This window comes from Kitasatospora sp. NPDC057015 (assembly GCF_042673745.1).
Lineage (GTDB): Bacteria > Actinomycetota > Actinomycetes > Streptomycetales > Streptomycetaceae > Kitasatospora.
The window spans coordinates 88,320-107,962 of sequence record NZ_JBHUSG010000038.1 but is presented as its reverse complement, the minus strand read 5'-3'; the positions used below and the strand labels follow the sequence as shown (position 1 = coordinate 107,962).

Annotated in this window: 15 protein-coding genes; 1 reads left to right on the top strand and 14 read right to left on the bottom strand. The window is 72.0% G+C overall.

The features are described 5' to 3' along the window. Window positions 1–87: 87 nt before the first annotated feature. On the bottom strand, window positions 88–987 hold the full coding sequence (locus ACFTWP_RS29305; protein WP_380267921.1) for a M23 family metallopeptidase: 900 nt from the start codon (window positions 985–987) through the stop codon (window positions 88–90). Between the two features lie 609 nt (window positions 988–1,596). On the opposite strand from ACFTWP_RS29305, the gene ACFTWP_RS29300 reads away from it, so the two are divergent. Next, complete coding sequence (locus ACFTWP_RS29300) at window positions 1,597–2,745, top strand: threonine aldolase family protein (RefSeq protein ID WP_380267920.1); 1,149 nt, start codon at window positions 1,597–1,599, stop codon at window positions 2,743–2,745. A 148-nt stretch (window positions 2,746–2,893) separates the two neighbouring features. Here the strand turns inward: ACFTWP_RS29300 and ACFTWP_RS29295 are convergent, their stop codons facing one another. From ACFTWP_RS29295 to panD, 13 genes are all read right to left on the bottom strand, one after another. After that, window positions 2,894–5,197: an immune inhibitor A domain-containing protein gene (locus ACFTWP_RS29295; RefSeq protein WP_380267930.1), complete on the bottom strand. Its 2,304-nt coding sequence runs from the start codon at window positions 5,195–5,197 to the stop codon at window positions 2,894–2,896. A gap of 402 nt (window positions 5,198–5,599) precedes the next feature. Then, a complete protein-coding gene (locus tag ACFTWP_RS29290; protein ID WP_380267919.1) occupies window positions 5,600–8,116 on the bottom strand; it encodes an ATP-dependent Clp protease ATP-binding subunit in 2,517 nt (838 codons plus the stop codon). 885 nt (window positions 8,117–9,001) lie between these two features. Then, window positions 9,002–9,361: an Lsr2 family protein gene (locus ACFTWP_RS29285; RefSeq protein WP_380267918.1), complete on the bottom strand. Its 360-nt coding sequence runs from the start codon at window positions 9,359–9,361 to the stop codon at window positions 9,002–9,004. Window positions 9,362–9,454: 93 nt separating this feature from the next. After that, the gene (locus tag ACFTWP_RS29280; protein ID WP_380267917.1) at window positions 9,455–9,991 is read right to left on the bottom strand and encodes an amino-acid N-acetyltransferase; all 537 of its coding nucleotides are present in this window, start codon (window positions 9,989–9,991) and stop codon (window positions 9,455–9,457) included. A 9-nt stretch (window positions 9,992–10,000) separates the two neighbouring features. After that, on the bottom strand, window positions 10,001–10,531 hold the full coding sequence (locus ACFTWP_RS29275; RefSeq protein WP_380267916.1) for a BlaI/MecI/CopY family transcriptional regulator: 531 nt from the start codon (window positions 10,529–10,531) through the stop codon (window positions 10,001–10,003). Between the two features lie 131 nt (window positions 10,532–10,662). Further along, window positions 10,663–10,785 (bottom strand): hypothetical protein, encoded by a 123-nt coding sequence (locus ACFTWP_RS29270; RefSeq protein ID WP_380255896.1) that lies wholly within the window; start codon window positions 10,783–10,785, stop codon window positions 10,663–10,665. A 4-nt stretch (window positions 10,786–10,789) separates the two neighbouring features. After that, window positions 10,790–12,379 carry a bifunctional lysylphosphatidylglycerol synthetase/lysine--tRNA ligase LysX gene (gene lysX, locus ACFTWP_RS29265; RefSeq protein ID WP_380267915.1) on the bottom strand — a complete coding sequence of 530 codons (1,590 nt, stop codon included), beginning with the start codon at window positions 12,377–12,379 and terminating at the stop codon, window positions 10,790–10,792. 123 nt (window positions 12,380–12,502) lie between these two features. Beyond that, window positions 12,503–14,272, bottom strand: coding sequence for a hypothetical protein (locus tag ACFTWP_RS29260; RefSeq protein ID WP_380267914.1), 1,770 nt, complete (start codon window positions 14,270–14,272; stop codon window positions 12,503–12,505). A gap of 242 nt (window positions 14,273–14,514) precedes the next feature. Continuing rightward, complete coding sequence (locus ACFTWP_RS29255) at window positions 14,515–15,288, bottom strand: hypothetical protein (protein ID WP_380267913.1); 774 nt, start codon at window positions 15,286–15,288, stop codon at window positions 14,515–14,517. A 371-nt stretch (window positions 15,289–15,659) separates the two neighbouring features. Then, entirely contained in the window at window positions 15,660–16,448 is a 789-nt protein-coding gene (locus tag ACFTWP_RS29250) for a type III pantothenate kinase (protein WP_380267912.1), read from the bottom strand. Window positions 16,449–16,487: 39 nt separating this feature from the next. After that, the gene (gene nadC / locus ACFTWP_RS29245; protein ID WP_380267911.1) at window positions 16,488–17,459 is read right to left on the bottom strand and encodes a carboxylating nicotinate-nucleotide diphosphorylase; all 972 of its coding nucleotides are present in this window, start codon (window positions 17,457–17,459) and stop codon (window positions 16,488–16,490) included. Window positions 17,460–17,461: 2 nt separating this feature from the next. Beyond that, window positions 17,462–19,138, bottom strand: a complete 1,677-nt coding sequence (locus ACFTWP_RS29240) for an L-aspartate oxidase (RefSeq protein WP_380267910.1) — start codon at window positions 19,136–19,138, stop codon at window positions 17,462–17,464. A gap of 17 nt (window positions 19,139–19,155) precedes the next feature. Continuing rightward, window positions 19,156–19,635 (bottom strand): aspartate 1-decarboxylase, encoded by a 480-nt coding sequence (gene panD / locus ACFTWP_RS29235; protein WP_380267909.1) that lies wholly within the window; start codon window positions 19,633–19,635, stop codon window positions 19,156–19,158. Window positions 19,636–19,643 lie beyond the last annotated feature (8 nt).

The following is a 19,643-nucleotide window of genomic DNA, read 5'->3' as shown; positions in this document are numbered from 1 at the left end:
GGGGAGAACCCGGTCGGCCGCTGCCGTTGCCGTCGCCGCCCGGCGGAGCGGACGCCGTCCCCGCGTCCGCTCCGCCGCCGCGCGGCGTCAGAAGTCCGTGACGCCCTTGCCGGACAGGAAGGCGATCGGGTTGATCACCGCGCCGTAGTGGTTGCTGGAGCGGATCTCGAAGTGCAGGTGCGGCCCGGTGGAGTTGCCGGTGTTGCCGGAGGCGCCGATCCGCTCCCCGGCCGTCACGTGGTCGCCCGCGCTGACGTCGAGCTCCGACATGTGGGCGTACTGGGCGAAGTGGCCGTCCGTCAGCTTCAGGACGACCTCCTTGCCGTACGCGCCGTCCCAGCCGGACGAGACCACGCGGCCCTCGCCGACCGCGAGCAGCGGGGTGCCCGGGTCCACCGCGAAGTCCACGCCGGTGTGGTAGCCGGCCGCGTACTCGGGGTTGGCCACGCCGTACGGGTTGCTGGTCGGCGCGTTGGGCACGGGCGCGGACCAGGCCGGTGCCGGTGCGGGGGCCGGCGCGGGTTCGGGGGCGGGCGCCGGCTCCGGTGCGGGCGCGGGTGCGGGCACCGGGACGGGGACGGGCGCCGCGAGGTTGGCGGCGACCGCGACCGAGTCGTGGGCGGGGGTGTGCTTCACCTGGTACGCGCTCGGCCCGGCGATCTGGACCAGGCCGGCGGCCGGTGCCTCGCCGTGCGGGGCGGTGAAGGCGGAGCTGCCCGGGGTGGTGGGTATGACCGTCTGGGCGGACGCGTTCGCGGGCACCCCGGCGACCAGGACGCCGGACACTATCACCGCGGCCGCGCCGGCCGCGGTGGCGGCCCGGACGCGGGTGCGGGGCAGGGCCAGGTGCGGCGCGGCCAGCGCGCGCAGCGGGGCGACGTGGGCGCGGGCGGCCTGGCCGAGGCGGGGCTGCCAGGCAGCCGCGTGGGTGGCCGCGGTGGCGGCGAGGCGGCGCAGGGCCGCCCCCGGGTTCGGGATGTCGGACATCGGGAAGCTCAACCTCACGGGGCGTACGGGGACAGCACTGAGCCCGGTAGGGCGTGCAGAGCGGGGACCACTCAGGTGTAAACCGTTACCGAGTGGAGTCCCAAACGGTGTGACGTACTACGGCGTGTAGTCACGGTGAGGTCCGAACTTCAGGCTGTCGGAGTAACGATCGGCCGATTTGATCATGGTCTGATGGTCCGAGCGCTGCCTCGTGGGTCCTCCCGGGGCGTCGGGCGGGGGCGCGGCCGGCTCTCCTACCGCCCCTAGTAGTGGCGCCCGGCCTGTGACCATCGCCACCGGCGCCCCCGCCCCGGGTGTGCCGTGGCTCACCGTCAGGGCCCGCCCGCCCCGCCGTCCGACGGCTGCGATCGTGAGCCCGGTCACGCCCGGGGCGGAGCCGCTCGCCACGGGGAGGCGTCCGGCAGTGCGGGGAGGCGTCCGGCGGCGCCGGCGCGCCCCGCCGGGCGGGCGGTCGCCGGCGGGGCCCCCTGGTACGGGTGGCGCCCCACGGGTCGCGGGGGGCCGACGGGAAGCCGCACGGGACGGTCCGGTCGTACTCGCGCCATTCGCCACGCTGACCCGACCGGCGTTCTGAGCGACCATCGACGTATGGATGTCAACCAGAACGACGAAGCCCCGGCCGGCACCGCCCCGGGGCCCAGCGTCAAGGAGCGCCGGTTCGCGGCCCTGCGGGGGTGCGAGCGGCTGCTCTCGGGCACCCGGCCGCAGACCATGAGGGAGCGCCTGGCCGCCCTGACGGCGGAGGCGGACCTGGTCCACGACCTCGACCAGCAGCCCGACTTCTACGGCGACGGGGTGGTGCGGGCGCTGGAGGAGCGGGTGGCCGGCCTGCTCGGCGCCGAGGACGCGGCCTTCTTCCCGACCGGCACCATGGCGCAGCAGGTCGCCCTGCGGATCTGGTCCGAGCGGCGCGGCGAGCGCAACGTCGCGCTGCACCCGCTGGCCCACCCCGAGGTGCACGAGCGCCGCGCCTACGCCACGCTCGGCGGCCTGCACAGCGTGTGGCCGACCACCGCGCCGCGCATCCCGACCCCGCGGGAGCTGCGTGACTTCGACGAGTCGTACGCCGTCCTGACCCTGGAACTCCCGCTGCGGGACGCCGGGTTCGTCCTGCCGACCTGGGAGGAGCTGACCGCGACGGTGGCGGCCGAGAGCGCGCCGGTGCACTTCGACGGCGCGCGGCTGTGGGAGTCCACCGTCCACCTCGGTCACTCGCTGCCGGAGATCGCCGCCCTGGCCGACTCGGTCTACGTCTCCTTCTACAAGACGCTCGGGGGCGTCAGCGGGGCCGCGCTCACCGGGGACCGCGAGTTCGTCGGGGCGGCCAAGGCCTGGCGCCACCGCTACGGCGGTCAGCTCTTCCAGCAGTGGCCGGCCGCGCTGTCCGCGCTGGCCGGTCTGGAGCGTGAACTCCCGCTCCTGGAGTCGTATGTGACGCACGCGAAGGTCGTCGCGGCGGCGCTGGCGGACGCCCTGGCGGCCGTGCCGGGCGCCCGGGTGTTCCCCGAGCCGCCGCACACCCACCAGTTCCAGCTCTGGCTGCCGTACCCCGCCCGCGTCCTGGACGAGGCGGGCATCCGGCTCGCCGAGGAGGCCGGAACCGGGCTGTTCGGCGGCTGGCGGGACTCGGCCCTGCCGGGGCTGGCGCTGACCGAGGTGACGGTCGCCGGGCCGGCGCTGGAGTGGACGGCCAAGGACGTCGCGGCGGGCGTGGAGGCCCTGCTCGCCCTGCTCTGACCCGGCCGGGCCCGGGCGGGCGCCCCGGTGGGGAAAAACGTCCGGCCCGGCTCCGCACGCAGGGTGCGGAGCCGGGCCGGACGGTCTGTCAGTGCCGGTTCGTCAGACGATCCGACTGCTCGGCCGAGTGATCAGCCGAACGGCTCGGTCAGTTGTCGACCGGGCGGACGCGGATCCAGGTCTCGAGGTAGTTCGAGGACTCGTTCTCGATCTCGATGCTGGTGCCGGTCTTGGGGACGATGACGCTGCTGTACGGGTTGGCGGCGTCCCAGTAGGACTTCAGGTCGCTGAACGAGTCAACGCCCTTGGCCTTCGGGATGACCGTCTCGACGCCGGCCTTGTGCAGGGTCAGACCGTCGGTCTTCTGCGAGCCGAAGGTGGAGTCGTAACCCTGGACGCGCGGACGCAGCAGGGCGCCGTCGGACCACTTCAGCGGTGCCGGGTGCGAGTCGATCGGGAGGATCAGGCCCGAACCCGGGTGGTTGGTGACGTTGTTGTCGCTCTGGGAGGTGTCCCACAGCCAGATCAGCAGGCCGTCCTGGTTGGCGTAGTGCTCAACCATGTCGGGCTTGGAGCCGGCGAAGCCGAAGTTGTACGGACCGGTCTTCAGCGTGGTGTCGTACGAGATGTACTGGCGGTTCTCCGCGATGTAGTACTGGGCGTAGTCCTTGGAGAACTTGCCCGTGATCCGGGAGAAGCCGTTCGCGGTCCAGCCGTTGTCGCCGTTCTCCGCACCGTCGGTGAAGACCACGGCGCCGTTGGCGCTGATCGCGATGTCGTCCAGGGCCAGGCCCTTGAGGTGCACGCCACCGTCGGTGGTGTAGTGGAACCGGACCTTGACGGCCTGGCCGGCGTAGGCGTCCAGCGAGTAGGCCAGGTCGCCCCAGTTGCCGCCCGAGGTGCCGGTCAGACCGGCCTTGCCGGCCGGGTCCGCCGGGATCGCCACACCGTTGAAGGTGCCGTTGAGGGCGTTCCAGTGGGCGCCGCCGTCGGTGGAGACCTCGGCGTAGCCGTAGTCGTAGTCCTGCTCGATGTCGTACCAGCCCTTGGCGGTCAGCGCCGCCGAGGTCTTGCCGGTGAGGTCGACGTCGCGGGTGACCGAGACGTTGAGGTCGTCGGCGCTACCGCTCCACCACTCGTTGCCACCCGCGAACGGGGTGTTGATCTCGGTGGTGACGGTCTTCTTCGGCAGGTCGACGACCAGGGCCTGCGGCAGGGCGGTGTTGAACTCCGCCGGGCCGATGTGGTGCTTCGAGCCCTTGCCCGCGGTGGCCTTGTCGTACTTGAGCCAGCCGAGCTGCAGCTTGCTCCACGCGTCGAGGTCACCCGGCTTGTCGCCGATCTCGGTCTTGCCGTCGCCCAGCCAGGAGCCGGAGGACATCAGGGACCAGAAGCCGACCGAGTTGTCGATGCCGCTGCCGCTGGTGTCGTAGAGGTCCGGCAGACCGAGGTCGTGGCCGTACTCGTGCGCGAAGACGCCGAGGCCGCCGTTCTCCGCCTGCATGGTGTAGTCGCCGACCCAGAGGCCGGAGGTGCCGACCTGGGTGCCGCCGAGCTTGTTGTCGGCCGGGCCGGTCTGGCCCGCGGCGGTGCCGTAGGCGTAGCTGCGGTGGGCCCAGAGCGCGTCGGTGCCCTGGACGCCGCCACCGGCGGACTGGTCCTCACCGGCGTGCACGATCTGGAAGTGGTCGACGTAACCGTCGGGCTCGTTGAAGTTGCCGTCGTGGTCGTAGTCGTACCGGTCCCACTGATCGTACTGCGCGATGGTGGCCTTGATCTGAGCGTCCGTCTGGCCCTTGGCCTTCTGGTCGGCGACCCAGGCGTTGACGCCGTCGCGGATCAGGTCCTGCGCGTTGTTGCAGACGTGCTGGCCGCAGTAGTCCGAGCCGTAACGGGCCTCGTTCCACGGGACCTTCACCCAGTCGGTGACCTGACCGTCGACCGAGTAGCGCCCGGAGGACTGCTTCTCGTAGAAGGTCTTCAGCGAGTCCTGGTCCTTGCTGAAGTACAGGTTCTGGTAGTGCGCCTGGTTGTAGTCGGCCTGCCAGGCGGTGGAGTTGTTGGTGGCGCGGTCCGGCTGCTTGATCTGGTTGTGCGCGGGGCCGGGCTGGCCGCCGTACTTCACCTGACCGTTCGGCAGCTTGGTGGTGCTGTCCACCTGGTCACTGAAGTCCACCAGGATGGTGAAGATCTTGTCGGTGCGCTCGCGGCCGAGCTCGACGTACTTGTCGCGGCCGAGCTTGACGCTCGTGCTGCCGCCGTGGGACTCGACCTGCGCGGTGCCGGCGAGCAGCTGCTCGGTGGCGGCCTTCTGCTCGGCCTCGACCTTGCCCGACAGCGGACCCGGGAGCACGTCGTCGCTCTTCAGCGACTGGACGGCATCGGCGGGGTCGCGCGGGACGGGAGCGGCGCCGGCCGCATAGGCCGCGCCCGGGAGCAGGCCCGCTCCCATCGCGGCTATGACCGCAGCGGTCGCGACGACCGAAGCGGCTTTCGTGGTCTTCTTCAACGTGGTGACGTCCTCCCCAAACCGGTCCGGCTCTTGGCCTTCCGGCAAACCAATGAAGACAGGTGGACGACATTTGATCCAAGAGGACGCCGAAAAGATAGACCTTGACCATGACAAGTACACGGCGCTATCCTCCGCCGCTCCCTGATCAGCTGATGATCGGTCAAAAGCCTTGCGAATAGCGGCCCTAAAGGGGCGCATCGCACCCGCACGGACCCGGCCCACCGGCCCGGGCCTGCCCCCGAGTGCGTCAGGTCACAGATTTCGTGACATCACGAAAAAACGGTCCAGGCCCCCGGCGGTAATGCCGGGGGCCTGGACCGTTTTGTTAACTGTTAACTGTTGTTACTTCGTCAGATCCGGCCCGGCCGAAGCGACGGCCGCGGGGGTGTCCGCGACCGCGGACTTTTCCTCGCCGCGGAAGGTGAACTTGGCCTCCTTGCCCTCACCCTCCACACCGACGACCACGATGTGGCCGGCCCGCAGCTCACCGAAGAGGATCTTCTCGGAGAGGTGGTCCTCGATCTCGCGCTGGATGGTGCGGCGCAGCGGACGGGCACCGAGCAGCGGGTCGTAGCCGCGCTTGGCGAGCAGCTTCTTCGCCTCGACGCTGAGCTCCAGGCCCATGTCGCGGTCCTTGAGCCGGCCGTCCACCTTGTCGATCATCAGGTCGACGATCTGGATGATGTCTTCCTCGGACAGCTGGTGGAAGACGACGATGTCGTCGACACGGTTGAGGAACTCGGGGCGGAAGTGCTGCTTGAGCTCCTCGCCGACCTTCGCCTTCATCCGCTCGTACCCGGTGGCGGAGTCGCCCGTGGCCGCGAAGCCCAGGTTGAACCCCTTGGAGATGTCCCGGGTGCCGAGGTTGGTCGTCATGATGATGACGGTGTTCTTGAAGTCGACCACCCGGCCCTGGGAGTCGGTCAGGCGACCGTCCTCCAGGATCTGCAGCAGCGAGTTGAAGATGTCCGGGTGGGCCTTCTCCACCTCGTCGAAGAGGACGACGGAGAACGGCTTGCGGCGGACCTTCTCGGTCAGCTGGCCGCCCTCCTCGTACCCGACGTAGCCGGGGGGAGAACCGAAGAGCCGGGAGACCGTGTGCTTCTCCGAGAACTCCGACATGTCGAGCGAGATGAGCGCGTCCTCGTCGCCGAAGAGGAACTCGGCGAGCGTCTTGGACAGCTCGGTCTTACCGACACCGGAGGGGCCGGCGAAGATGAACGAGCCGCCGGGGCGCTTCGGGTCCTTGAGGCCGGCCCGGGTGCGCCGGATGGCCTGGGAGAGCGCCCTGATGGCGTCCTTCTGGCCGATGACGCGCTTGTGCAGCTCGTCCTCCATGCGCAGCAGGCGCGAGGACTCCTCCTCGGTGAGCTTGAAGACCGGGATGCCGGTGGCCGTCGCCAGCACCTCGGCGATCAGCTCCTCGTCCACCTCGGCGACGACGTCCATGTCGCCGGCCTTCCACTCCTTCTCGCGCTTGGCCTTCGCGGTCAGGAGCTGCTTCTCGTCGTCGCGCAGGGAGGCCGCCTTCTCGAAGTCCTGCGCGTCGATCGCGCTCTCCTTCTCGCGGCGCACGTCGGCGATCTTCTCGTCGAACTCGCGCAGGTCCGGCGGCGCGGTCATCCGGCGGATGCGCATCCGGGAGCCGGCCTCGTCGATCAGGTCGATCGCCTTGTCCGGCAGGAAGCGGTCCGAGATGTACCGGTCGGCCAGGGTGGCGGCGGCGACCAGGGCGGCGTCCGTGATGGAGACCCGGTGGTGCGCCTCGTAGCGGTCGCGCAGGCCCTTGAGGATCTCGATGGTGTGCGGCAGCGACGGCTCCGCGACCTGGATCGGCTGGAAGCGGCGCTCCAGCGCGGCGTCCTTCTCCAGGTGCTTGCGGTACTCGTCCAGCGTGGTCGCACCGATGGTCTGCAGCTCACCGCGGGCCAGCATCGGCTTGAGGATGCTGGCGGCGTCGATGGCACCCTCGGCGGCGCCCGCGCCGACCAGGGTGTGCAGCTCGTCGATGAACAGGATGATGTCGCCGCGGGTGCGGATCTCCTTGAGGACCTTCTTCAGGCGCTCCTCGAAGTCACCGCGGTAGCGGGAGCCGGCCACCAGGGCGCCGAGGTCCAGCGTGTAGAGCTGCTTGTCCTTGAGCGTCTCCGGGACCTCGCCCTTGACGATCGCCTGGGCCAGGCCCTCGACCACGGCGGTCTTGCCGACGCCGGGCTCACCGATCAGCACGGGGTTGTTCTTGGTGCGGCGGGACAGCACCTGCATGACCCGCTCGATCTCCTTCTCGCGCCCGATCACCGGGTCGAGCTTGGCCTCGCGGGCCGCCTGGGTCAGGTTGCGCCCGAACTGGTCGAGGACCAGCGAGGTGGAGGGGGTGCCCTCGGCGGGGCCGCCCGCGGTGGCCGACTCCTTGCTGGCGCCCGAGTAACCGGACAGCAGCTGGATCACCTGCTGGCGGACCCGGTTGAGGTCGGCGCCCAGCTTCACCAGGACCTGGGCGGCGACGCCCTCGCCCTCGCGGATCAGGCCGAGCAGGATGTGCTCGGTGCCGATGTAGTTGTGGCCGAGCTGAAGGGCCTCGCGGAGCGACAGCTCCAGGACCTTCTTCGCCCGCGGGGTGAAGGGGATGTGCCCGGACGGGGCCTGCTGGCCCTGGCCGATGATCTCCTCGACCTGCTGGCGAACAGCCTCGAGCGAAATCCCGAGGCTCTCCAGGGCCTTAGCGGCGACACCCTCACCCTCGTGGATCAGACCCAGGAGGATGTGCTCGGTGCCGATGTAGTTGTGGTTGAGCATCCGGGCTTCTTCCTGAGCCAGGACGACAACCCGCCGCGCGCGGTCGGTGAACCTCTCGAACATCGTTTATCGCTCCTCAGAGCGGTCGGGCAGTTCGGGGTCGGTCCCCGCCCTGTCCTTCCGCATGCTAGTCCCGCTCAGCGGCGCGGCATGGGCCCCTCCTGTCCGAAATGGACGAGAAGGGTGGATCAGCCCCACTCTCGTGGGAAGTCGTGCTGCGCGACCAGCAGACACCAATCCCAACCTGATGTTGGGAGACGGTGTTCCCACAGGTGGTCCCGATGCACCCGATACCGCTACGCCATCGGCGAACAACGCCCGCCGCGGCGCGGCCGCACCGGCTGCGGGTGGTCGCGCGATCTGCCCCGGTCGGGCCTCACGGCCCGTCCCACCTGCATTCATACCCGGTATTCCGCCGGATCTCGCGCAGTTTCCGCGGTGGCGGTGTTCGCCTGGCGAGAAGTCGGCTGACGGGCCGCCCGGTGCCGGGGCCGCCGGGGTGACGGCGGCTCAGCGGGGCCCCGTCGGCCCGTGACCGTCGGCCCGGTGCCGACTGCGACCCGGGGCGGGCCGCAGGGGCGGGTGCGGCCGATCGGGTGGCACCCGCGTTACCGCTTCGCTCCTACAGCGTTGCACAGCCCATGAGTGTTCCGCCGCCCGTACGGAGGTCCCGGCCGACCCGCCCGGCGGTGCCGGCGGGGCGGGTGCGCCCGCGCGGGCCCGGGTCGGCGCGCGGGGGCGTGGGGGGCGCGGGGAGTGCGGAGACAGCACCGCGGGGCGCGGAGGATGTCCTCCACGCCCCGAAAACGTGCCGTGTGCTCCCACGGCCGCCCGCTCCCGCACCGGCCGCGCGGTACGCCGGGGCCGGTGCCGGCCGCCGGGGCCGGCCCTGCGGGCCCCGCCGCCTCCGGAGCCCCCGGGACACCCTGTGCGGCGCCCCGGACGGGCTCAGGACGCGTTGGCGCTCTCGTACGCCTCGCGGATGTTGCTGGGGACCCGACCGCGGTCGTTGACCTCCAGGCCCTGCTCCTTCGCCCAGGCGCGGATCTTCGCCGTGTCCGGGGCGCCGGCCGCCGGACGGGCCGCCGCACCCCGGCCGCCGCCGCTGCTGCGACGGGCGCTGGTGAGCCGGCCGCTCTGCTTGCGGCCCTTCTCGACGTACGGGGCCAACAGCCCGCGGAGCTTGTCCGCGTTCGTGCTCTTCAGATCGATCTCGTAGGCAACGCCGTCGAGAGCGAACGTCACCGTCTCGTCCGCCGAACCGCCGTCGAGATCGTCTTCAAGAATGACCTGCACCCTCTGTGCCACGGGCTTCCCTTTCCGCGTAAACGACCCATTGCCTAAGGAAAGGAAAGCGTCTTTCCGCAGAAAACACAAACCCCTGTGCCCGACGGGAGTGGTTCAGAGGTGCAGCAGCATGCGCGAGTTGCCCAGAGTGTTGGGCTTCACACGCTCCAGGTCGAGGAACTCCGCGACGCCTTCATCGTACGAGCGGAGAAGTTCTTCATAGACATCCGTAGCGATCGCCGCCGGGTCTGTCGTACCATCGTCGGTTTCGTGGAGCTCGCCGATCTCCACGAAACCGTGTTTCGCGAAGAAGGCCACCTCGAACGTCAAGCAGAAAATCCGACGGACGCCCAGCCATCGCGCGGTCTGCAGCAGCTTCTCCAGCAGCAGGTGTCCGACGCCGTGCCCCAGGCAGGACGGATCGACCGCGAGCGTGCGCACTTCGGCCAGGTCTTCCCACATCACGTGCAGGGCGCCGCAGGCCACCACGAGTCCGGTGTCGTCGCGTTCCGCGACCCAGAACTCCTGGACGGATTCGAACAGTGTGACGGTGGGCTTGTCGAGCAGAATGCCGTCGCGCGAGTAGCCGTCGATGAGCCGTCGAACGGCCCGCACATCGGTGGTCCGCGCCCGGCGGATGGTGACCTCCATGCGGGGACGTTATCGCGTCCCGGCCCCCGCGGTCCCACCGGTTTCGCCGCCGGCGCCGCTATGCGGCCCGTCGGGGCGCTCGCTATGGCCCCCGGTATGGGCACCGGTATCGGATCGGGTTTCGGCGGCCCTATCGGGTTCCGCATCCGGCGGGGAGGGTTCGGGATCCGCGGGGGCGGGGAAGAGAGCCGCGACACGCAGTGCGTCCCGCAGTGCCTCCCGCTGCTCCGGGGACATCAGACCGAAGAAGTGCACCAGGGCCGCCGCGGGATTGTCACTGGTGCCCCATGCGTCGTTCATGAGAGCGGCGGTGTAGGCCTCGCGCGAGGAGACCGGTTCATATCGATAGGCGCGCCCCACCTGGTCCCGGCGCAACCAGCCCTTTCTGAAGAGCTTGTCGAGCACCGTCATCACGGTGGTGTAGGCGATATCGCGTTCCGCCTGGAGGTCGAGCAGAACCTCGCGAACCGTGACCGGGCGGTTCCACTGCCAGACCCTGGTCATGATGTCGTTCTCTAGTTCCCCGAGCTGCCGAACCATAGTGGGGCCAGGATAGGGGAATGAATGGGGCGAATCCCGCCATGAGCGAGCAAAACGGCGCGCCGCCGTCCCGAATGGGGACGGCGGCGCGCCGGACGGCTCACGAAGGCGTCGCGGACCGCTCGTCGAGGTCAGTCGACGACGTCCTCCTTGGCCTTCTGGGCCCCGCCCTGGCTGCGGATGATGGCCCGCACCAGGAAGCCGAACCCGATCGCCATGACCAGCGGCGGCACGATCGCACTCACGTAGTCCATCAGGTCACTCCTCGTCGCTCTTCGGCGCCTCGGCGGCCGCCTTGGGCTCGGCACTCCGCTGTTCCGGCTTCACCAGGGGGAAGAGCACCGTCTCGCGGATGTTCTTCCCGGTGAGCAGCATGATGAGGCGGTCCACCCCGAGGCCGAGGCCGCCGGTGGGCGGCATCGCGTACTCCAGGGCCCGCAGGAAGTCCTCGTCCACCTGCATCGCCTCGACGTCGCCGCCGGCCGCGAGCAGCGACTGGGCGGTCAGGCGGGCGCGCTGCTCGACCGGGTCGACCAGCTCCGAGTAGGCGGTGCCGATCTCCGTGCCGAAGATCACCAGGTCCCACTTCTCGGCCACGCCCGGGATCGAGCGGTGCTGGCGGGTCAGCGGGGAGACCTCGGTCGGGTAGTCCTTGATGAAGGTCGGCCTGATCGCGTTCTCCTCCAGGAGGCGCTCGATCATCTCCAGCACGATCTGCCCGTGGCCCCAGTTCTGCTCGAACGGGATCCCGTGCTCGGCGGCGAGCTTGCGCAGCTCCTCGACGCCGGTCTCAGGGGTCACCTCGACGCCCAGGTGCGCGGAGATGCCCGGGTAGACGGAGACCTCGTCCCAGGGCTCCGCCAGGTCGATCTCGTGCTCGACGCCGTGCGGGTCGGTGCCGCGGATCACGGTGGTGCCCAGCGCGTCCCGCGCCGCGTTGACGATCGTCTCGCGGATCAGCTCGGCCTGGGTGTCGTAGTCGCCGTAGGCCTCGTACGACTCCAGCGAGGTGAACTCGGGGTTGTGGGTCGAGTCCGCGCCCTCGTTGCGGAAGTTGCGGTTGATCTCGAAGACCTTCTCCGCGCCGCCGACCACCAGTCGCTTGAGGTACAGCTCGGGGGCGATCCGCATGTACAGGTCGATGCCGTACGCGTTGATGTGGGTCTTGAACGGGCGGGCGTTGGCGCCGCCGTGCACCGGCTGCAGCATCGGGGTCTCGACCTCGATGTAGCCGCGGTCCTCGTAGGTGCGGCGGATCGAGCGGACCACCTTACTGCGCAGGTGCAGGATCTCGCGCGCCTCGGGGTTCACGATGAGGTCGACGTACCGCTGGCGGACCCGGGCCTCCGGGTCGGTCAGGCCCTTGTGCTTGTCCGGCAGCGGACGCAGGCACTTGGCGGTGAGCTCCCAGCGGTCGACCATCACGGACAGCTCGCCGCGCTTGGAGGTGATCACCTCGCCCTCGACGCCGACCTGGTCGCCCAGGTCGATGTCGGACTTCCACGCAGCCAGCCGCTCCGGGCCCAGCTTGTCCAGGGACAGCATCACCTGGAGGTCGCCGGAGCCGTCCCGCAGGGTGGCGAAGCAGAGCTTGCCGCCGGTGCGCGCCAGGACGACCCGGCCGGTCACGCCGGCCCGCTCGCCGGTCGTGACGTCCGGCTCCAGGTCGGGGTGCTTGGCGCGCAGGTCGGCGATGGTGGTGGTGCGGGGGAAGCCGACCGGGTACGGGTCGACGCCGGCTGCCCGGAGCCGGTCCAGCTTCTCGCGCCGGACGCGCATCTGCTCGGGAAGGTCGTCGGTCGCAGGGGCGGCCGCGGGTGACGGGGGGGCAGTGCTCTGATCGCTCACCCCACCAGGGTAGCCAGCCCGCGGGCGGGTTCCGCCACGGGATGTCCCCGGTGCGCCGCGGTGGCCCCGGACCTGCCGGAGGGGAGGACGGCGCCGCCGTCCTCCCCTCCGGCCGAGGCCGCGTCAGCCGTGCGAGCCGGTCCTGCGGCGGCGGGCGACGACGACCGCCGCCGCGCCCGTGAGCAGGGCGGCGGCCGACGCTCCCGCGAGCGGGAGGGTGCCGGAGCCGCCGGTCGAGGCGAGGCTGCCGCCGACGGGCCGGCCGTCGGCGCCGGTGGCCACCGGGGCGGTCGACGGCGCGGCCGTCCCGGCGGGGGCGCCCGCGGCGGGCGAGGTCACCAGCGAGACCTGCGTGGTGCCCCCGGTGGTGGCGGTGCCGGTCGGCGCTGCGGTGCCGGAGGGGGAGGCGGTGCCGGAGGGCGTCGCGGTCGGCGACGGCGTGCCGCCACCGGCCGCGGCGCCCAGCCGGACCTTGACCAGGTCGTTCGCGGGGTTCGCGTCCCAGCGCATGACGGCGCTGTCGTGGCCGGGCTCCAGCTCGCTCTGCGTGTTCTGCAGGGAGACCTCGGCCGGCGCGAGGTCGGACGAGTCGAGCGCCAGGTCGAACTGGTACGTCTTCCGGCCCCCGTTGGGCATCCAGGACCCGAGGCCCTCGCAGGTGTACGTGTTCGTCGGCCCGGTCACCGCCTCGCCGTGCTCGCGGGTCACCGCGGTGCAGCCGGCCGGGACGGACTGGGCGCTCGCACCCTGGGGGAGCGCGACCTTCAGGACGACGGCGCCCTCGCCGCCGCTGCGGTCGAAGACGGAGGCCGGGCCCTGGTTCTGCAGGCCGACGTCGAGCTTGCCGTGCCTGCCGGTGGCGTCGGGGGCCCACGAGCCGCTCGCGGCGAAGTCGGCGGTGTTCTCGGCGGACACCTCCAGCTCGGTGAAGAAGCCGTTGCGGTCCGGGTACCCGGCCGGGACGGAGTCCGCGACCTTGGCGAGCCCGAGCGGCGCACCGGTGCCGCGCTGGAACGTCAGCTCCTTGCGCAGGCGCGGGCCCGAGGCGGCCTCGGCGTCCGGGGTGGCGAACACGCTGAAGTCGACGAAGGTGTAGAAGGCCTCGCTGGTCACGTTGTACCTGAGGCCCTCCAGCCGGACGGCCTCGCCGGGCGCGATGGCCGCGTCGATCGTGCAGATCGCGTACTGCGTCCGGAGGCCCTCGGTGCCGGCCCCGCCACCCCACTCGGCGCTGGCGTGCTCGCAGTTGGACGGCCACTCGGTGATGCCCAGGCCGGGCAGCGCGGTGATCTCGACGATCGCACGGGAGGCCGGGGCGCCGCCGCGGTTCGCGAACTCCGGCGCGGGGGTGACGGTCGAGCCGACCGCCACCGCGCTCAGCGGCTGGAGCTCCTTGGCCTTGAAGGCGGGGCCGCCCACGTCCACCCGCACGTCCGCCTCCGCGCTGTCGGCGTCGGGGGCGGAGAGGGTGACGTGCACGGTGCCGCTGGAGCCGGGCCGGACGCCGCTGACGGCGCTCAGCCACAGGTTGGTGGAGCTGAGGTTGATGTCCTCGTAGTTCAGGTAGTGCACCGGGCAGCTGACCAGTGTGCCGGCGGTGGTGCAGCCCGGGCTGGCGAGGGTGGCCAGGCCGGTGAGTCCGCCGGTGTCCAGGGTCAGCGTGGCGTTGGTGATCGGTGCCGAGGTGCCGCTCCGTCCGATCCGGATGGAGAGGTTCTCGCCGAACTGGGGTGGCGCGGCCGGGTCGGCGGAGATCTGGACGGACGCGGCGGTGTTGATGTTGAGCTTGACGGTGCTCGCGTACGCGGGGGTGGCCATGGTGCCCGCCGCCAGCGCGGCCACCATGCTCGCGGCGCCGGCTCCGATCATCCGCCGGATGGGCAGCTGAGTCATGTGGATCCTCAAGATCGCGAATGGGGATGCTCGCGACTCTAGGGCTTGGTCCGTCAGCGGCAAGGCGGTTGATCGCGCACGAATGGGGACAGGACGGGGCGGAACCCGCGGGCTCCCCGCCATCGTTTACGAAAGCGTTATCGCCGTGCGGTGAAGGCGCGACGGCGATGTCGACACATGGACAGTCGACACGGGTGGGGGGAGGCCGTGACGACGGCCTCCCCCCACCCGCGTCGGACGCGTCAGCCGGTGCCGGTGGCCAGCTCCAGCTCCTCGTCGGCGGGCTCGGGGCGGGCCGGCGGCTTGGGGCGGCGGCCGAAGAGCTCGGCCGGGGTCGGCATCCGGTGCGGCGGTGTGCCGCCCTGCGGGGCCGGGCCCGTGGTGCCGGCCTTGGCGCCGGCCCCCTTGGGGGCGGGGGCGGCCTTGGGGGTGGGGGAGTCGGCGGGGCTGCTCATCGGAATCCGTCCTCCGGTTTGGATGGGGCCGGCAAAGACGAGCTGGGCGCTCGGCGGTGCGGCGGGGTTCGGTACGGCCGTGAGGTGGCGCTGTCCTGAGGTGAGCGCGAGACGCTCGCGGACGGCGGCCTCGGCCAGGGCGTGGCAGCGGCCGGCCAGGCGGGAGCGGCGGGAGCGTTCCGCGCTCCCGCAGGGAAGCCGGGTGAGGACGCGCAGCGCGGTGAGGTCCTCGGCGCCCGGCAGGTAGCCGTCGGTGACGGCGTCCTCCAGGCGTTCGAGGTACCCGCCGGCACTGCCCGGCAGGGCGGCCCGGTAGCGGGCCAGATCGGCGAGCAGGAAGGCGCGCAGCCGGCCGCCCTCCTGGACCGCTTCGTCGATCGCCTCGGTCAGGCGCAGTGCCTCCTGGACGTCTTCGGCCCACGGGCCGGCGGACTGGTGGCCGAGAACGGACAGCTGGGCTGGCACGGCGGGGTGCAGGGCGTGGGCGAGGGCGCGGCGCAGCACGCGGACTTCGTCGGCGCTGAAGGCCATGCCGCCGCGCGATCCGTGTGGCGTAGGCATGGGTTGACACTACGTGACGAATATCCGATTTGTCGGTAGTGTCGCGCCGCGCCCCCCGTTTGGCCCGAAACGATCACCGCGGGTGGCGTCGGAGCCCGGTCGCAGCGGTCGTGACCAGCGGCGTCGTACGCGGTGCGGCGGCGGTCGGGTGAGGGCCGGGCGGCGGTCCGGCGGGGGTTTCGGCGGCCCGCCGGGGTCCGGTCCGGTCGGGGCGGTCCGCACCCGGCGTGTCCGCGGCGCCGGCCGCTTCTCCCGGGCCGGTGGCGCCGGCGCGCCTGTGCGCCGTCCGCGGCCGGCCCTCCCCTCGGCTCCGTCGGCGCGGCGCGGGCGCGGCGGCAGCCGCGGCCACGGCCGCCGGGGGACCGGCCGGCTCAGGCGGCCGGGCGGTTGCGCTCGTAGACCAGCCGCAGGCCGATCAGGGTGAGCCAGGGCTCGTGCACGTCGATGCTGCTGGCCTCGCCGAGGACGAGGGTGGCCAGGCCGCCGGTGGCGATCACCTGGACGTCCTCCGGGTCCTTGGCGAGCTCCCGGGCCATCCGGTCGACCAGTCCGTCGACCTGCCCGGCGAAGCCGTAGAGGATGCCCGACTGCATGCCCTCGACGGTGTTCTTGCCGATCACGTTGCGCGGCCGGGCGAGTTCGATCTTGCGCAGCTGGGCGCCGCGGACGCCGAGCGCCTCCACCGAGATCTCGATGCCGGGCGCGATCGCGCCGCCGACGTAGTCGCCGCGCTCGTTGACCGCGTCGAAGGTGGTCGCGGTGCCGAAGTCGACCACGATGCACGGCCCGCCGTACAGGTGGTTGGCCGCCAGCGCGTTCACGATCCGGTCGGCGCCGACCTCCTTCGGGTGGTCCATCAGGACGTGCACGCCCGTCTTCACGCCGGGCTCCACGATCACCGCGGGGACGTCGCCGTAGTAGCGGCGGGTCACCTCGCGGAGCTCGTGGAGCACGGCGGGGACGGACGAGCAGATCGCCAGACCGTCCACCTTGGCCTCGGAGACCGCGGTGTGCGAGCCCATCAGCCCCTGCATCAGCACCGCCAGTTCGTCCGCCGTGCGGCGCGGGTCGGTGGAGATCCGCCAGTGCTCGACGACCTCCTCGCCGTCGAACAGGCCGAGCGTGGTCTGGGTGTTGCCGACGTCGATGGTGAGGAGCATGAGGTCCCGTAACGGCTAGAAGGGGTCTCTGACGAGGGATTACGGACGCAGGTCCAGGCCGATGTCGAGGATCGGCGAGGAGTGCGTCAGCGCGCCCACCGCAAGGTAGTCGACACCAGTCTCCGCGACCTCGCGCGCGGTGGCCAGGGTCAGTCCGCCGGAAGCCTCCAGCTTCGCCCGGCCGGCCACCAGCGCGACGGCCTCCTTGAGCTGGGCCACCGAGAAGTTGTCCAGCAGGATCAGGTCCGCGCCCGCCTCCAGCACCGGCGGGATCTGCTCCAGGGTGTCGACCTCGACCTCCACCGCGAGCTCCGGGTACGCGGCCCGGACGGCCCGGAAGGCCTCGGCGACGCCGCCGGCCGCGACCACGTGGTTGTCCTTCACCAGCGCGGCGTCCGACAGCGCCATCCGGTGGTTGGCGCCGCCGCCGCAGCGCACCGCGTACTTCTGCAGCGCCCGCAGGCCCGGGTGGGTCTTGCGGGTGTCCCGGACGACCGCGCCGGTGCCCGCCAGGGCGTCCGCCCAGGCGCGGGTGGCGGTGGCGATGCCGGAGAGGTGGCAGAGCAGGTTGAGGGCGCTGCGCTCGGCGGTCAGCAGGTCGCGGGTGCGGCTGCGGACGGAGAGCAGCACCTGGCCGGCCTCGACCGCGTCGCCGTCCTGGACGTGCCGCTCGACCTCGAACTCCTCCTCGCAGATCAGCGAGACCACGGCCTCGGCGATCCGCAGGCCGGCGACCACGCCGGCCTCGCGGGCGGTGAAGTCGGCGGTGGCGACGGCCTCGGCCGGCACGGTCGCGACGGAGGTGACGTCCTCGCCGCCCGCCAGGTCCTCGGCCAGCGCCAGGGTGGCGACGTCCTCGACCTCGATCGGGTCCAGGCCGGCCTCCTCCAGCAGCTGCGCGAGCTGCGGGTCGAGTCCGCTCTCGTAGCCCTCGCCGTCGCCGCAGGCGCAGCCGTCGCCGCAGCCGTCGCCCGAATCGGCCATGGGGAGTTCGTCGTGGTCGTGCGTCATGGCTACTGCTCCTCGGGAGTGCTGACGGGGGTGCCGGCGACGCCGGCGAGAGTGGTGACCAGGTGGCGCCGCCAGTGCGCGTCGTCCCGCTCGGGGAAGTCCTCGCGCCAGTGGCAGCCGCGGGTCTCCTCGCGCTGGGCGGCGGCCGCCACCAGGGCGGTCGCGACCAGGTGCAGGTTGGCCGCCTCCCAGGTCTCCACCCGGGGGTCGGCCGGCTTCTCGTCGGCCAGGTGGGCGTACGCCTCCTCGGCGAGCGCGGCCAGCCCGGCGGCGGTGGCGGCCATGCTGGCGGCCGAGCGCAGCACGCCCGCGCCCCTGGACATCAGCCGCTGGATGTCGGCCCGGGCCTCCGGCGCCGGCAGCGGCACGGCGCGCGCCGCCCGGGCGGCCGCGACGTCCACGGCACGCTCCGGCAGCTCGCCGGCGCGGTGCAGGGCGGCCAGGTCGGCGGCGATCCGCTCGGCGAAGACCAGGCCCTCCAGCAGCGAGTTGGAGGCCAGCCGGTTGGCGCCGTGCACGCCGGAGCAGGCCACCTCGCCGCAGGCGTACAGCCCCGGCACGGTGCTGCGGCCCAGCAGGTCGGTGCGGATGCCACCGGAGGCGTGGTGCGCGGCCGGGGCGATCGGGATCAGCTCGGTGACCGGGTCGATGCCGTGCGAGCGGCAGGACGCCAGGATGGTCGGGAAGCGCTCCTCCCACATCCTGGCGCCGAAGTGCCGCCCGTCCAGGTACATGTGGTCGGTGCCCTTGAGCTGCATCTGCCGGGTGATCGCCTTGGCGACGATGTCGCGCGGGGCGAGCTCGTTCAGCTCGTGCTGCCCGACCATGAAGCGGTGCTCGTCCGCGTCGACCAGGTAGGCGCCCTCGCCGCGGACGGCCTCGGAGACCAGCGGCTGCTGGCCCTCGGCCTCCGGGCCCAGCCAGAGCACGGTCGGGTGGAACTGGACGAACTCCAGGTCGGTGACCTCGGCCCCGGCACGCAGCGCCAGCGCGACGCCGTCGCCGGTGGAGACCGCCGGGTTGGTGCTGGCGGAGAAGACCTGGCCCATGCCGCCGGTGGAGAGCACCACCGCGCGGGCCCGGATCGCGCCGACGCCGTCGCGCTGGCCCTCGCCCATCACGTGCAGGGTCAGGCCGGCCGCGTGGCCGTCGGCGTCGGTCAGCAGGTCCAGCACCAGGGCGTGCTCGATCAGCTCCAGGCCGGGGTCGCTGCGGACGGCCGACACCAGGGCGCGGGATATCTCGGCGCCGGTGGCGTCGCCGCCGGCGTGCGCGATCCGGCGCCGGTGGTGCCCGCCCTCGCGGGTGAGCAGGATCTCGCCCTCGTCGTCGAGGTCGAAGGCCGCGCCGGTGGCGATCAGGTGCCGGACGGCGTCCGGGCCCTCCGTGACGAGGGTGCGGACGGCCTCCTCGTCGCAGAGGCCGGCGCCGGCCACCAGGGTGTCGTCCAGGTGCTGTTCGGGGGTGTCGCCCTCGCCCAGGGCGGCGGCGATGCCGCCCTGGGCCCAGCGGGTGGAGCCGTCGTCCAGCATCGCCTTGGTGACCACCACGGCCCGCAGGCCTGCCTTGCGGACGTTGAGGGCGACGGTGAGTCCGGCCACCCCGGAGCCGACCACGACGACGTCGGTCGTGGTCGTCCAGCCGGGGGCGGGAGCGGTGAGGCGGTGCGTGACGGACATGGCGTTCAGTGGCTCCTTCAGCGCGCGGCGGTGGCGGCCGCGTTGTCGGGGCCACCGTACGCCCCGGTGTCGGGCGCCCCGTCGGCGTAGGTCCGGTCGCCGCGGAGCAGGCCGCTGCCCTCCGGGGCCTCGGCGGCGTCGGTGCCGAAGCCGGTGATCCGGTTGTCGGCGTCGACGAACACCACGTTGGGCACGTAGCCCTTGGCCTCGGCGGTGTCCATCTGCCCGTAGGCGATCAGGATCACCAGGTCGCCGGGGTGGACCAGCCGGGCGGCGGCGCCGTTGATGCCGATCACGCCGGAGCCGCGCGGGCCCGCGATGGTGTAGGTCTCCAGGCGGGCGCCGTTGTTGATGTCGACGATGTGGACCAGCTCGCCGGGGAGCAGGTCGGCCGCGTCGAGCAGGTCCTCGTCCACCGTGACCGAGCCGACGTAGTGCAGGTCGGCCTGGGTCACGGTGGCCCGGTGGATCTTGGACTTGAGCATGGTGCGGAGCACGGGGTCAC

Coding starts and splice junctions, on each gene's coding strand:
- ACFTWP_RS29305 (WP_380267921.1), bottom strand. CDS start 987: ATGTCCGACATCCCGAACCCGGGGGCGGCCCTGCGCCGCCTCGCCGCC.
- ACFTWP_RS29300 (WP_380267920.1), top strand. CDS start 1,597: ATGGATGTCAACCAGAACGACGAAGCCCCGGCCGGCACCGCCCCGGGG.
- ACFTWP_RS29295 (WP_380267930.1), bottom strand. CDS start 5,197: ATGGGAGCGGGCCTGCTCCCGGGCGCGGCCTATGCGGCCGGCGCCGCT.
- ACFTWP_RS29290 (WP_380267919.1), bottom strand. CDS start 8,116: ATGTTCGAGAGGTTCACCGACCGCGCGCGGCGGGTTGTCGTCCTGGCT.
- ACFTWP_RS29280 (WP_380267917.1), bottom strand. CDS start 9,991: ATGGAGGTCACCATCCGCCGGGCGCGGACCACCGATGTGCGGGCCGTT.
- ACFTWP_RS29275 (WP_380267916.1), bottom strand. CDS start 10,531: ATGGTTCGGCAGCTCGGGGAACTAGAGAACGACATCATGACCAGGGTC.
- ACFTWP_RS29270 (WP_380255896.1), bottom strand. CDS start 10,785: ATGGACTACGTGAGTGCGATCGTGCCGCCGCTGGTCATGGCGATCGGG.
- ACFTWP_RS29260 (WP_380267914.1), bottom strand. CDS start 14,272: ATGACTCAGCTGCCCATCCGGCGGATGATCGGAGCCGGCGCCGCGAGC.
- ACFTWP_RS29255 (WP_380267913.1), bottom strand. CDS start 15,288: ATGCCTACGCCACACGGATCGCGCGGCGGCATGGCCTTCAGCGCCGAC.
- ACFTWP_RS29250 (WP_380267912.1), bottom strand. CDS start 16,448: ATGCTCCTCACCATCGACGTCGGCAACACCCAGACCACGCTCGGCCTG.
- nadC (WP_380267911.1), bottom strand. CDS start 17,459: ATGACGCACGACCACGACGAACTCCCCATGGCCGATTCGGGCGACGGC.
- ACFTWP_RS29240 (WP_380267910.1), bottom strand. CDS start 19,138: ATGTCCGTCACGCACCGCCTCACCGCTCCCGCCCCCGGCTGGACGACC.